The 13,193-nt window shown below is 74.1% G+C and carries 10 protein-coding genes; 2 read left to right on the top strand and 8 right to left on the bottom strand.

The window, feature by feature from the left end; all coding sequences use genetic code 11:
• Positions 1–4: 4 nt before the first annotated feature.
• The 3 genes from P3T41_RS30200 to P3T41_RS30210 are packed head-to-tail and all read right to left on the bottom strand — an operon-like array spanning position 5 to position 3,788.
• Entirely contained in the window at positions 5–1,387 is a 1,383-nt protein-coding gene (locus P3T41_RS30200; protein ID WP_280693740.1) for a SidA/IucD/PvdA family monooxygenase, read from the bottom strand.
• Complete coding sequence (locus tag P3T41_RS30205; protein ID WP_280693741.1) at positions 1,387–2,013, bottom strand: GNAT family N-acetyltransferase; 627 nt, start codon at positions 2,011–2,013, stop codon at positions 1,387–1,389. The genes P3T41_RS30200 and P3T41_RS30205 overlap by 1 nt, the downstream gene beginning before the upstream one ends.
• On the bottom strand, positions 1,905–3,788 hold the full coding sequence (locus P3T41_RS30210; RefSeq protein ID WP_280693742.1) for an IucA/IucC family protein: 1,884 nt from the start codon (positions 3,786–3,788) through the stop codon (positions 1,905–1,907). The genes P3T41_RS30205 and P3T41_RS30210 overlap by 109 nt, the downstream gene beginning before the upstream one ends.
• A gap of 202 nt (positions 3,789–3,990) precedes the next feature.
• Here P3T41_RS30210 and P3T41_RS30215 point away from each other — a divergent pair, with 202 nt between their 5' ends.
• A complete protein-coding gene (locus P3T41_RS30215) occupies positions 3,991–5,127 on the top strand; it encodes a hypothetical protein (RefSeq protein WP_280693743.1) in 1,137 nt (378 codons plus the stop codon).
• Positions 5,128–5,212: 85 nt separating this feature from the next.
• On the opposite strand, the gene hflX is transcribed toward P3T41_RS30215, so the two are convergent.
• The 5 genes from hflX to miaA form a co-directional block, all read right to left on the bottom strand.
• Positions 5,213–6,640, bottom strand: a complete 1,428-nt coding sequence (gene hflX, locus P3T41_RS30220) for a GTPase HflX (RefSeq protein WP_280693744.1) — start codon at positions 6,638–6,640, stop codon at positions 5,213–5,215.
• 120 nt (positions 6,641–6,760) lie between these two features.
• Positions 6,761–9,112, bottom strand: coding sequence for an HD domain-containing protein (locus P3T41_RS30225; RefSeq protein WP_280693771.1), 2,352 nt, complete (start codon positions 9,110–9,112; stop codon positions 6,761–6,763).
• A 383-nt stretch (positions 9,113–9,495) separates the two neighbouring features.
• Positions 9,496–10,383, bottom strand: a complete 888-nt coding sequence (gene dapF / locus P3T41_RS30230) for a diaminopimelate epimerase (protein WP_280693745.1) — start codon at positions 10,381–10,383, stop codon at positions 9,496–9,498.
• Positions 10,384–10,416: 33 nt separating this feature from the next.
• Positions 10,417–11,028, bottom strand: a complete 612-nt coding sequence (locus P3T41_RS30235; protein WP_280693746.1) for a hypothetical protein — start codon at positions 11,026–11,028, stop codon at positions 10,417–10,419.
• A 252-nt stretch (positions 11,029–11,280) separates the two neighbouring features.
• Positions 11,281–12,216, bottom strand: coding sequence for a tRNA (adenosine(37)-N6)-dimethylallyltransferase MiaA (gene miaA / locus P3T41_RS30240; protein WP_280693747.1), 936 nt, complete (start codon positions 12,214–12,216; stop codon positions 11,281–11,283).
• Between the two features lie 152 nt (positions 12,217–12,368).
• Between miaA and P3T41_RS30245 the strand changes: the two genes are divergently transcribed.
• On the top strand, positions 12,369–13,013 hold the full coding sequence (locus P3T41_RS30245) for an antitoxin (RefSeq protein WP_280693748.1): 645 nt from the start codon (positions 12,369–12,371) through the stop codon (positions 13,011–13,013).
• Positions 13,014–13,193: the final 180 nt, after the last annotated feature.

Below are 13,193 nucleotides of genomic sequence, written 5' to 3' on the forward strand. Positions count from 1 at the left end.
CGGGTCAGCGGCGGGCGGACGGGGCACGGTTCCACTCCTCGGTGAAGGCGGCACCCTGGGCGGGCAGGGCGGCCGGGGCGAAGCTGGTCCAGGCGGTCCTGGCGGGCAGCCGGTGCACCGTGCGGCCGGTGAGCGCGTTGAGGATCACCGCCGCGCGATGGGCGCCGAGGCCGAGGTCCGGGGTCCCGACGCCGTGCGTGTGCAGCTCGGCGTTCTGCACGAACAGGCCGCCGGTCAGCTCCGGCGCGGTGGCCACCCGGTGGTCCAGGTCGACCCGGAACCGGCCCTGCTCGTCCCAGTCGATCAGCTCGGCCAGCGGTTCCAGGGCCGCCGGGCGCCCGGCCCGGTAGCCGGTGGCCAGCACCACGGCGTCGGTGCGGACCACCCGCCGCAGCCCGGAGTCCCGGTGCAGGCAGCGCAGCTCCAGGCCGCCGCAGGGTCCGGGCAGCGCCTCGGTCACCTCGGTGCCGGGGATGATCTCGGCACCGACGGCGCCGATCGGGCGGCCGATGGTCCGCTCGTAGAGCAGGTCGTGGATGTCGGCCAGGGTCTCGGCGCTGGCCGCCTTGTGCAGCTGCCACTGCTCGGTCACCAGCCGGTCGCGGACAGGGGCGGGCAGCGCGTGGAAGTAGCGGGTGTAGTCAGGGGTGAAGTGCTCCAGGCCGAGCTTGGAGTACTCCATCGGGGCCAGTGCCCTGGTCCGGGTGAGCCACCGCAGCCGGGTGCCGTCACCCTCCCGGTCGCGCAGCAGGTCCAGGAAGACCTCGGCGCCGGACTGTCCCGAGCCGACCACGGTGATGTCCCGGGCGCCCGCCAGCCCCGCCCGGCGTTCCAGGTACTCGTCGGAGTGGAAGACGGTGGACCGCCCCGACAGCGCGACGAAGGCCGCCGGCCGGACCGGCTCGGTGCCGACCCCGAGCACCAGGTTGCGGGCCCGCACCCGGCGCTCCCCCGCCGGCCCGCGCAGCGTGGCGGCGAAGGCGCCGTCCGCCCAGGTCACCGCCGTGACCTCGGTGCCGAACCGGCAGCCGGCCAGCCCCTGGGCGGCCCAGCGGCAGTAGTGGTCGTACTCGCGGCGCGGCAGCTGGAACCGCTCGGCGAAGTAGAACGGGAAGAGCCGGTCGTGGGCGCGCAGGTAGTTGAGGAACGACCACGGGTTGGTCGGATCGACCAGCGAGACCAGGTCGGCCAGGAACGGCACCTGCATCCTGGCCCCGTCCACCAGCATGCCGGGGTGCCAGCGGAACTCGGGGCTGCGGTCGCAGAACAGCGCCCGCAACTGCGGCTGCCGGTCGGCCAGCGCGGCCAGCGAGAGGTTGAACGGGCCGATGCCGACGCCCAGGACGTCGAGCGGCACTCCGGGCGGCGGGTCGAGCTGATCGTCCATCAGGCATCCCTCTCACGCATCATCAGCGCCGCGCGCTTCTCGGGCAGCTCGATCTCTCCCGCGCTGCTGAAGCCGGCCCGGCGAAAGGCCCGCACCGACGGGGTGTTGCGGACGTCGGGCTCGGCGACCACCCGGGGGCTGGTGCGCAGCAGGTGCTCGGCCATCGCGCTGAGCAGCGCGCCGCCCAGGCCCCGGCCGCGGCTCTCCGGCGGGCCCAGCAGCAGGTGCAGGCCGATGTCGCCGGGGTCGGCCCGGTAGTAGCCGGCCAGCCGGTCCTGCTCGACCCGGTAGACCTCCCAGTAGCTCATCGGCACGCCGTTCAGCAGGCCGAGCTGCGGAACGCTGCGGCCGTCCCCGTCCAGTTGGGCGCGCACGTGCCGCTCGGTGACCTCGGGCGGCCCGGCCAGCTCCCAGAAGGCGTCCACCACCGGGTCGTTCATCCACCCGGTGATCAGCGGCAGGTCCTCGGGCCGGACGATCCGCAGCCGGAAGGGCCCGGCCGAGGTGGTCAGCACGGTCATCCGGCCGCCACCGGATTGGGGATGGTGACGTAGACGGACTGCGTCTCCACCGGGCCGACCAGCTCGTCCAGCCCGTGCAGGCGGGTGAGCATGTTGGCCTTGCACCGCAGTTCGGCCGTCGCCAGCAGCTGGGCGGGCAGCGTGGAGCCGGTCGCCGTGGCGGCGGGGCCGGCCAGGAACCGGCGCAGCCCGGCCAGCAGCACCCGCTCGTCGGCCAGCCGCTGCGAGCCGAACGCGCCGATCAGGCCGAGGATGTGGTTGATGCCCAGGTAGTAGGCGAACCGCTCGTCGGCCACCGCGTCCTCGACGAAGGTGTCGCTGTGCCGGCCGAGGCCGGGCAGCCGGGCTTCGAGCCGCTCGGCCCGCGAGGCGCGGAAGTAGTAGCCCTGGTTGTCGCGGTACCGGCCGCCGCACGGCCAGCCGTCGGCGTCCAGCAGCACCAGGGTGTTCTGCTGGTGGGCCTCCAGCGCGATGCCGGCCCGCCCGTCCAGCCAGAGCACCGGCAGCACCACGGCGTCCAGGTAGCGCAGGAACCACTCGGCGGCCACGGTCGGCCGCGGACGGCCGCTGCGCCGGGCCAACGAGCGCAGCAGGTCGCCGAGTTCGGACGGCACGGCGCGGGCGGGCTCGCCGAGCGGGCGTTCGGCGACCAGCGCGGCCACGCAGATCGCCCGGTCGGTGTCGGCGAAGGGTTGCTGCCGCAGCACGGTGTCCAGGCCACTGGCACCCTGCTCGCCGATCCCCGGCAGGTCCACCCCGATCCAGGCCGGGTCGCGGACGATGTCGAACCCGGGGTGCGCGGCCCGCCACTCGGCACCCAGCCCGGCCGCCAGCAGCCGGTGCACCTCCAGGCCCCGGTGCAGCTCCTTGCGCAGGTTCTCCCGGCGGGAGTTGGTGATCCGCAGGCCGAGCGAGAGCTTGAGCATCCAGGGGGTGCCGGGACGGAAGACGGTGCGCACCGAGGAGGTCGGGTACCAGGGGGCGCCGTGCCGCCCGAGGTCGTGCAGCGCGCCCTCGGCCAGCAGCCGGGCGATCTGCGGGCGGCGCTCCAGCTCCTGGGCCTGCCACGGGTGCAGCGGCAGTGCGGCGGTGTTCGGCGGCAGCAGGCCAGGGGCGCCGAGCAGTTCGGCGGTCAGCTGCTCGGCGGTGACGTCCAGCGCCGAGCCCGCGGCGAGCAGATCGCGGTCGACGGCGTACCAGTGCAGTGCGAAGGAGCCGCGCAACTCGGGCGAGTACGCCGCGCTCTGGGCGGGCCCGAGGCCGTCGCGGCTCTTCGGATCGGGCTGCAGCGGGTGGCCGAGCAGCAGCGACTGCTCGGCCCGCAGGAAGGCGGAGTCCGGCCCCGGGCCCGGGTGTTCGCGCCGGTACCGCAGCACGTCGGTGGTCCGCCGGACCGAATCGGCCACCCGCCCGACCATGTCGGCGAGTTGCTCGGGGGCGGGGTGCGCGCCGGTGGAGCGGGCCAGCAGTGCGGCGGCGGTCACCGCGTCCAGCGCCGTGCCGTCGGGTTCGGCCTGATCGGGTGCCGGCACGGCTGCGGCCGGAGCCAGCGTGACCGGACCGAACCGGTGCCAGCCGCACGGCGACCAGTACCGCACCTGCGCCAGCAGCCGGGCCGCCCCGCCCAGCACCGGGATCCGCAGCAGGCCGTCCTGGTCCGGGCGGGCGCCGGTCTCCCGGCACCAGCAGCGCAGCAGCCCCTCGACGGCCGCCTGTTCGGCCGCGACCGAGGGATCCTGGTGCAGCAGCGGATCCGACTCGGCCCACTGGTCCAGCTGGCGGGGGACGGTGGCCGGGGCTCCGGTCAGGGCGGTGCTCAAGACTGCTCCTCGGTGCGCGTGGGAGGGCACCGCCGACGCGTACACCCCGGCGGAGGACATCCATCTGGTCCAACGAGCGGGGCGCCGGGGAATCACGCCCCAACCTTCCTGCGGTCACGAATCGATGACTCCCCCTCACCGGAAGCAACCGGGGTGCGGATCCTCCCGTCCTAGCCGCATGGCAGACTCCACAGATGCCCGGCGGCCCGCCCTGGAGCACCGCCGCGATATTCCACCTGGGGGAACTGAACAGATGTCACCGATGAACGGCGGAACCCGCCGACGCACCGCGGCCGCCGGCGCCGTGGCCGCCCTCACCCTCGTCGCGACGGCCGCCTGCGGGTCGAGCGCCACTCCGAAGTCGGCGCCGCCCGCCCCGGTCCGGAGCTCGGCCGCACCGTCCCCGTCGAACGCCCTCACGCTGCCCGGCGGCCTGGGTCTGCCCAGCCTCGACGACCTGAAGCACTGGAAGCTCTCGGACTGGGACACCTGGGCCAAGCAGCACGCGATCCCGCAGGCGGTCAAGGGCATCTGGAACCTGCAGAAGATGCTGCAGGCCAAGCCGAACGACCCGGTCGTCCAGCCGCAGCAGCCCACCAACGGCGGCACCGACCCGCTGCCCGCCCCGATCGCGGCCAAGGCGATGACCCACCCGTACACGCCGAACGCGGTGGACGGCAAGGTCTTCTTCGACGTCAGCGCCTCGGAGCACGCGGTCTGCTCGGCCACCGTGATCTCCGACCCGCAGCACCCGGGCAAGAGCAACCTGATCTGGACGGCCGGGCACTGCATCACCAGCGGGAAGAGCGGCCAGCAGTACAGCAACATCGCCTTCGTCCCGGCGTTCAACAGCTCCGGCGCGGTCAGCGGCGGCCAGCAGCCCACCAGCCAGAGCCAGTTCGCGCCGTTCGGCGTCTGGGACGCCACCGCGGCGATCTCCTCGCCGCAGTGGTACGCCGAGGGCTCCGAGACCGGCGGCCCGGCCAGCCAGTACGACTTCGCGATCATCCGCGTGCAGAACGAGAACAGCGACGGGAAGTCGCTGGAGGAGACGGTCGGCGGTTCGGTCCCGGTCTGGTTCAACGCCCCGCGCGACCAGCTGAAGATCACCGCAGTCGGCTACCCGGCCGCCCCGCCCTTCAACGGCATGGAGATGGAGCGCTGCGAGGGGGGCCAGGCCTCCCGGCTCTCCTTCGACCCCGCCCGCCCGGCGATGGACGTGATCGGCTGCGGCATGACCGCCGGCTCCAGTGGCGGCGGCTGGTTCGCCGTCCACAACGGCAAGCCGGCGCTGGTCAGCAACACCTCGATCGGCCCCGAGCAGAGCGGCTGGCTGGCCGGTCCCTACCTCGACGACGTGGCGCAGAGCGCGCTGGACTACATCAGCAAGAAGAACTGACGCCCCACAGCGAGTCTTGACATGCGAAGGGCCCCGGGAGACCCGGGGCCCTTCGCGTATCGCTCAGTGCTCATCGCGGCGTCGCTCAGTGCTGCACGGCCACCGCGTAGCGCTCCAGCTCGGCGGCCAGCTCGGCCGCCACCTTGGCCCGCAGCAGCGTGCCCTCGCCGGTGTGCTCGGTCTCCAGCAGCTCGCCCTCGGCGTGCACCCGGGAGACCAGGTCGCCCCGGGTGTACGGGACCAGCGCCTGGACCTCGACGGCCGGGCGCGGCAGCTCCTGGTCGATCAGCTTGAGCAGCTCGTCGATCCCCTGGCCGGAGCGGGCCGAGACCACGATGGCGTGCGGCTCGCGGCGCAGCAGCCGCTGCAGCACGTGCGGATCGGCGGCGTCGGCCTTGTTGATCACCACGATCTCCGGCACGTGCTGCGCCTCGACCGAGACGATCACCTCACGGACCGCCGCGAGCTGGGTCTCCGGCTCGGGGTGCGAGCCGTCCACCACGTGCAGGATCAGGTCGGCGTCGGCGACCTCCTCCATGGTCGAGCGGAAGGCCTCGACCAGGTGGTGCGGCAGGTGCCGGACGAAACCGACCGTGTCGGCCAGCGTGTAGAGCCGCCCGCCGGGGGTGGTGGCCCGGCGCACCGTCGGGTCCAGGGTGGCGAACAGCGCGTTCTCCACCAGGACGCCGGCGCCGGTGAGCCGGTTGAGCAGCGAGGACTTGCCGGCGTTGGTGTAACCGGCGATCGCGACCGAGGGCACCTGGTGGCGCTTGCGCTCCTGGCGCTTGGTGTCCCGGCCCTTCTTCATGTCGGCGATCTCCCGGCGGAGCTTCGCCATCTTCTCGCGGATCCGCCGCCGGTCGGTCTCGATCTTGGTCTCACCGGGACCACGGGTGGCCATTCCGCCGCCCGAGGAGCCGGCGCCACCGCCACCCATCTGCCGGGAGAGCGACTGACCCCAGCCGCGCAGGCGCGGCAGCATGTACTGCATCTGCGCCAGCGAGACCTGGGCCTTGCCCTCCCGGGACTTGGCGTGCTGGGCGAAGATGTCGAGGATCAGCGCGGTCCGGTCGACCACCTTGACCTTCACCACGTCCTCGAGGTGGATCAGCTGACCAGGCGTCAGCTCACCGTCGCAGACCACGGTGTCGGCGCCGGTGGCGGCGACGATGTCACGCAGCTCCTTGGCCTTGCCGGAGCCGATGTAGGTGGCGGCGTCCGGCTTGTCGCGGCGCTGGATCACCCCGTCGAGCACCTGGGAGCCGGCGGTCTCGGCGAGGGCGGCGAGCTCGGCGAGCGAGTTCTCGGCCTCCTCGGCGGTGCCGTCGGTCCAGACGCCCACCAGCACCACGCGCTCCAGGCGCAGCTGGCGGTACTCGACCTCGGTGACGTCCTCGAGCTCGGTGGACAGGCCCGCCACTCGACGGAGCGCTGCGCGCTCGCTGCGGTCGTACTGGTCACCGTCGTAGTTGTGGCCGAAGTCCTCGTCGATCACCGCGAGGTCTTCGTCCATCAGGGCTTCGGCCCGGAGGTCAGCGGGACGGCGAGCGCTGCGGCCGGCGGTCTCGCTGGAAAATTCGCGGTCTTCGAACGTGGAGGTCATCGTGTCCTTAGGGTATCGACAGGCTACGGATCAAGGTTTTTCGGGCTGCCCGTCCACTGCGCTCAACGCGGCGGACCGGTCCCGCATTCCCTTCGATGGTCGCACGGGCCCGGGGGCCTGGTCATCAGCATTTCCGGCCGCCCGGGAGTTCGGCCGCAACCGGGGCGGGCGCGGGGCCTCCAGCCCGGGGCGGCGGACGTCGTAGACCCCGGAGACCCGCAGCATGGCGCGCATCACCACGGGCAGCGTCGCGGCCCTGGGCAGCTCCACCGTGTAGGTGTGCCGGACCCGCAGCTCCTGGGGCGGTTCGACCACCGCGGAGACGATGTCGAGCCCGGTGGCCGACATCGCGGCGGTCAGGTCGGCGAGCAGCCCGGGCCGGTTCAGCGCCTCGGCCTGCAGCGTGACCCGGAACGGCGCCGGCGCCCCGGTGGCCGCCGCACCGGCCTCCGGCGACCAGTCCAGCTGCACCGGGCCGCGCCCCGAGCCGCGCATCCGCTCACCGGTGGGGCAGTCGGTGCGGTGCACCGCGATCGAGCCGCCGCGGATCTGGAAGCCGGTCACCCGGTCCGGCGGCACCGGGGTGCAGCAGCGGGCCAGCCGCACGGCCGCCCCGGGGTGGCCGGGAGCGACCACCAGCCGGCCGTGGCCGCCGGCCGGTCTCGCGGTCGCCGGGCGCTCGACCGCGCCGTGCGGCGCGGGCGGTGCCGACGGCGCGCCCTGGCCGGCCGGGGGCACCTGGGCGGCATCGACGACATGGGCTGCCTCGACGGAAGCGACGGAATCGACGGCATGGACCGCCTGGCCGGCCGGCTCAGGGCGGGCGTGACCGGCCAGCCAGCGCTCGATCGCGATCCGGGCCCCCGGCGTGTGCGCGAACTCCAGCCACTGCGGGCTCGGCCCGGTCGGCTCCGGGCCGCCGGGGCCACCGCCCGGCTCGGTCAGGATGCCCACCACATCGCCGTCCGCCAGCGCGGTGGCCAAGGCCACCAGCCGCCCGTTCACCCGGGCGCCGATACATCGGTGCCCGATCTCCTCGCCGAGCTGGTAGGCGGCGTCGACGCAGCTGGCCCCGACCGGCAGCACCAGGGTGGCGCCCTCCTCGGTGACGGCGGTGATCTCCCCGTCGTCGGACAGGTCGGCGGTCAGGGTCGACCAGAAGGCGTCCGGATCGGGGGTCTCCTGCTGCCACTCCAGCAGCCGGCTGAGCCAGCCGGGGCGGGCCGGGTCGGTGCCGTCCAGCTCGTCGCGCCCGGTCTGGTCCGCGCCGGCCTGGTGCGGACTGCCGAGCGCGACCACGCCGAACTCGGCGATCCGGTGCATCCGGGGCGTGCGGACCAGCACCTCGACCAGCGCGCCGTCCACCGAGACCGCGGTGTGCAGCGACTGGTACAGGTTGAACTTGGGCGCGGCCACGAAGTCCTTGAACTCGCCGGGCAGCGGGGTCCAGCAGGTGTGCAGCTCACCGAGGACCGCGTAGCAGTCGGCGGTCTCCTCGACCACGACCAGCAGCCGGGCCAGGTCGGCCGGGTGCGGGCGCCCCACCAGGCCGACCGGGCCGCTCGGGCCGCGGCGCAGCAGCGCCCGGTGCACCGAGACGCAGTGCCTGGGCCGCACGGTGACCTCGCCCGACACCCCGGACTCGGCCAGCTGCCGGCGCAGCGCGGCGGCGAACGGGCTGAGCAGCGCGTCCTGGGCGGCCTCCTGGGCAGCGATCAGCGCCCTGGTCCTGGCGTACTCCTCGGGGTGGAGGGTGGCGAAGACGATGTCCTCCAGCTCCGTCTTGACCACCTGGATGCCCAGCCGCTCGGCCAGCGGGATCAGCACGTCCCGGGTGACCTTGGCGATCCTGACCTGGCTGGCCGGCTTCATGTGACGGATCGTCCGCATGTTGTGCAGCCGGTCCGCCAGCTTGATCACCATGACCCGCACGTCGTCGCCGGTGGCGACCAGCATCTTGCGGAACGTTTCCGCCTCCGCCGCCGCACCGAAGTCCACCTTCTCCAGCTTGGTCACGCCGTCCACCAGGTAGGCGACCTCGGGACCGTAGGCGGCGGCGACCTGATCCAGCGTCACCTCGGTGTCCTCGACCGTGTCGTGCAGCAGCGAGGCGACCAGGGTGGTGGTCTCGGCGCCGAGCTGGGCCAGGATCATGGTGACGGCGAGCGGGTGGGTGATGTAGGGCTCGCCGCTCTTGCGCTTCTGGCCCCGGTGGCTCTCCTCGGCCGTCCGGTAGGCGCGGCTGAGCAGCGCGAGGTCGGCCTGCGGATGGTGGCGCCGGTGGGCCTGCACCAGCGGCTCGATCGCGTCCGGCACCGGGGGGCGCCCGGTGGCCAGCAGGGCGGCCCGCCCGGCCCGGCCGAGGGCGGCCCGCCCCAGCAGCCGCCGTCCGGGTGACGGCGACTCAGGTGACGTCGGCTCAGGCGGCGGCGGCACCGGCGAGGGCGCGGAATCGACGGGCGGCGATCCGACCGAGCGCCCCGCGAGGCGACCCGGACCTGTTGACGGAGCCTCAGATGTCACAGGTGACAGGGCCTGGCCGGTTGGCCGGCCGGTCTCGACAGTCATGGCAACCTCCGGCAGCGAGCACCGGAGCGGCGGCTGCCCCGGTGGTCCATGCTACCGAGCACAACACGTTCCGCGAGGCCCTGCTTCCGCTCTGTCAGGGAGATCACTCGAACGGGCGGATTGAGCTCCACCCGGAACGGGGAAAGGGGCCGCCCACCCCCACTACCCCACCCCATGCCCAGCCCCCTGACGGGACCTCAGAGCCAGCCGGGCTCGAGCACCCCGGCGGCCACGATCACCGCCGCCCCGGTCATCTCGACCCGTCCGTCCGGGTGTTCGGCGATCACCAGCCGCCCGCCGGGCAGGTCCACCGTGATGCTGACCGGCTCACCGGTGACCGCCGGGTCGATCCCGGCCCGCCGGGCCGCGGCCACCGCCACCGCGCAGGCGCCCGTCCCGCAGGAGCGGGTCTCGCCCGAGCCGCGCTCGTGCACCCGCATCGCGACGTGCCGCTCGCCCCGGTCCACCACGAACTCGACGTTGACGCCCTCCGGGTAGGCCCCGGCCGGGCTGACCTCGGGCGCGGTGAACAGGTTGCCGGCCTCGGCGAGATCGGCCACGAAGGCCACCGCGTGCGGGTTGCCCATGTTGACGTTGCGGGCCGGCCAGTGCCGCTCCCCCACCGCCACCTCGATGCCCTCGGTGCCCGGCAGCACCGCCCGGCCCATGTCCACGGTGACCTCACCGGGCGTGCCGTCCGGGCCGTCCTCGGCGATCAGCACCTGCCGCACCCCGGCCCGGGTGGCGACCGCGAGCGGTCCGGGCTTGGCCAGCCCGGCGTGCACCAGGTAGCGGGCGAAGACCCGGACCCCGTTGCCGCACATCTCGGCGATGCTGCCGTCAGCGTTGCGGTAGTCCATGAACCACTCGGCCTCCGCGGCCTGGGCCGCCGCGGCCTCGTCGCGGGCCGAACGGACCACCCGCAGCACACCGTCGGCGCCGATCCCGGCCCGGCGGTCGCAGAGTCGGGCCACCTCGGCCGGACCCAGGCGCAGCGCGCCGTCCAGGTCGGGGAGGATGACGAAGTCGTTCTCGGTGCCGTGGCCCTTGAGGAAGGGCAGGCCCTGCGGGGTCGGTGCGCTCATACTGCGATCGTACTGACCGGGCGCCGGCGGCGATCAGCCGCGCAGCTGAACGACCCGCCAGACGGCGAGGGCGAAGGCCACGCACGCGATCAGGGTGTAGGCGGCGATGGCCTGCCAGGCCGCCCGCCGTCCCGAGCCGCGCCGGGGCAGGCCGGGCCAGGCGTAACCGGCCTTGCGGGCCGCCATCGCGCCCCAGCCCATCGAGGCCGCGGTGAGCAGCAGGCCGAGCATGGCCACCATCGAGCCGCCGTCGCCGGACCCGAAGGCGAGCGGGAAGGCGAACATCAGCGAGCCGACCACCCCGATCAGCACGATCGGCAGCAACTGCCACCAGCGCAGCCGGCGGCGCGGGCGGATCTCGCGTTCGAGGACCGCCTGGTCGGCCGGCGGGCCGAGCGGGAGGTCCGGGTCGGCGGCCAGCAACAGGTCCTCGGCGGACGGCAACGCACCGGCCGTCAGCAGGTCCTCGGGCGCCAGCGCGGTGGGCGACAGCAGCTCGGGGCGCGGCATGGCGAACGCCTCCTCAGCCAGGTCGGTGACCGAGCCGTGGGCGGGCTCCGGCTCGTCGAGGCCGTGCGCCGCCCCGGACAGGTCCAGGGCATGGTGCGGGAACTGCTCGGTTTCGGGGCCGGGACCCGTGGACACGCGGCCTCCCCTGACAGTTCGACACGAGCCGGGACTCGCGAACGGATGGGTCCGGCCCGCGCGACCGGCCCCTCTTGCCTCGATAATGGCATGTCCCAACACGCTTACAGCGCGTAACCCGGGCCGCCGGGTGATCCGTGGCCATGACGTGATCCGGCCGTGATCCCGGCTTCCTCCTGCACCTGCACGTGCGAGCGCAGGTGCACCGGCAGATGGCCGGATCAGGCGGGCCGACCGGCCGGAATCCGCCGTTCAGGCCCCCTGCTCGACCAACTTCAGCGCGCGTTGCAGCAGGTCGGCCGGGTCCGCTCCGGCGGGCCGATCGAGCCAGTGGATCCGGTCGTCCCGGCGGAACCAGGACTCCTGACGGCGCGCGAACCGCTTGGTGGCGCGCGCCGTCTCGGCCCGCGCCTCCTCCTCGGTGCACTCGCCCGCGAAGTGCGCCAGCACCTGTTGGTAACCGAGCGCCCGACCCGCCGTCAGCCCCTCGCGCAACCCGCGCGCCTCCAACGCCCGTACCTCGTCCAGCAATCCGGCCTGCCACATCCGGTCCACCCGCAGGGTGATCCGCTCGTCCAGCTCCGGCCGGGGCACCGCGACACCGATCTGCACCGCGTCGTAGACCGCGGTGTTGCTGGGCAGGTTGGCGGTGAACGGACGGCCGGTCAGCTCGATCACCTCCAGCGCCCGCACGATCCGCCGCCCGTTGCCGACCAGGATGGCGGCCGCGGCCGCCGGGTCGAGCACGGCCAGCCGGGCGTGCAGCGCGGCCGGCCCGTGCTCCGCCAGCTCGTCCTCCAGCCGGCCGCGCACCGCCGGGTCGGTTCCCGGGAAGTCCATCTCGTCGATCGCCGCGCGCACGTACAACCCCGAGCCGCCGACCAGCACCGGGGGGCGCCCGGCGGCCAACAGCCGGTCGATCTCGGCCCGGGCCAGCCGCTGGTACTCGGCCACGCTGGCGGTCTCGGTGACCTCCCAGATGTCCAGCAGGTGGTGCGGGACTCCGGCGCGCTCGGCGAGGGTGAGCTTGGCGGTACCGATGTCCATGCCCCGGTAGAGCTGCATGGAGTCGGTGTTGATCACCTCGCCGCCGAGTGCCTGGGCCAGCGCGACGGCCAGGTCGGACTTGCCGGCCGCGGTCGCGCCGACCACCGAGACCACCGGGATACGGGAAAGAGAGCTGCTCACACCGTCAAGTCTCGCAAAGCGCGGGCCCCCACCCGAACGGGGGACGTGACCGGCCACCGGCCCGCTCGTTCCCCGGATGGGCGGCACCCTGCACCGGCTCGCCGCAGAACCGGCCCCGGGTCCGCCGCAGACCGCGTAGGTTGGGAGAAGATATGGGTGTTTTCAGCTGGTTCCGTCGCCGTACCGCCGAGGTTCCGCAGGCCGCGGACGGCGGATCGGTCGCCGTGCTGGCTCCGCCGGAGCAGGAGCCGGCGGAGCCCGGGGCGGCCGACGGCGAGCGGCAGGAGTCGCCGCCCGGCGTCCCGGCCGCCCGGACGGCCCCCGAGGCCGAGTCGGGCGGGCTGCTGACCGGGGCCGGCGCCGTCGATGCGGGCGGGGCGCTGCTCGACGCGGCGGCGCATCTCACGCCGGACGTCGCCGAGTTGCTGGCCGCGGCGCTCGCGGCGGCCGCGCAGAGCGTGGAACCGGCCGAGGACGCCCTTCCGCAGAGCCGACCCGAGCGGCCTGACACAGGAGACGACGCCATGGGCCTGATGGACAACCTCAAGGGCAGGGCTGAGGAGCTCAAGGACAAGGCCAGCCACCTGGCGGGCCAGCACAACGAGAAGATCGACGAGCTGGTCGACAAGGCCGGCGACGCGATCGACAAGGCCACCAAGGGGAAGTACAGCGACAAGATCGCCACCGGGACGGGGAAGGCCAAGGGCGCGGTGGACGGCTTCGCGGAGAAGGGCCCGCAGGACGAAGGCCGCACCGGCGACGAAGGCCCCGCCGACGAGGCGGGCCCGCAGGGCTGATCCAGGAGTTGATCCGCAGCTGATCAACAGTCGGGGGGGGGGGGCGGGGCCGCCCCCCCCCCCCCCCCCCGGGCCGGCCCCCCCCCCCGGGGGCCCCCCCCCCCCCCCCCCCCCGCCCGCGGGGGGGGGCCGGCCCCGCCCCCCCGCGCCCCCCCCGCCCCCGCCCCCCCCGCCGAGGCG

The organism is Kitasatospora sp. GAS204B (genome assembly GCF_029892155.1).
Classification (GTDB): domain Bacteria; phylum Actinomycetota; class Actinomycetes; order Streptomycetales; family Streptomycetaceae; genus Kitasatospora.

Bases quoted from the DNA above. Each gene is read 5' to 3' on its own strand.
- P3T41_RS30200 (WP_280693740.1), bottom strand. From the start codon at position 1,387: ATGGACGATCAGCTCGACCCGCCGCCCGGAGTGCCGCTCGACGTCCTG.
- P3T41_RS30210 (WP_280693742.1), bottom strand. From the start codon at position 3,788: ATGTCCTCCGCCGGGGTGTACGCGTCGGCGGTGCCCTCCCACGCGCAC.
- P3T41_RS30215 (WP_280693743.1), top strand. From the start codon at position 3,991: ATGAACGGCGGAACCCGCCGACGCACCGCGGCCGCCGGCGCCGTGGCC.
- hflX (WP_280693744.1), bottom strand. From the start codon at position 6,640: ATGGACGAAGACCTCGCGGTGATCGACGAGGACTTCGGCCACAACTAC.
- dapF (WP_280693745.1), bottom strand. From the start codon at position 10,383: ATGAGCGCACCGACCCCGCAGGGCCTGCCCTTCCTCAAGGGCCACGGC.
- P3T41_RS30245 (WP_280693748.1), top strand. From the start codon at position 12,369: ATGGGTGTTTTCAGCTGGTTCCGTCGCCGTACCGCCGAGGTTCCGCAG.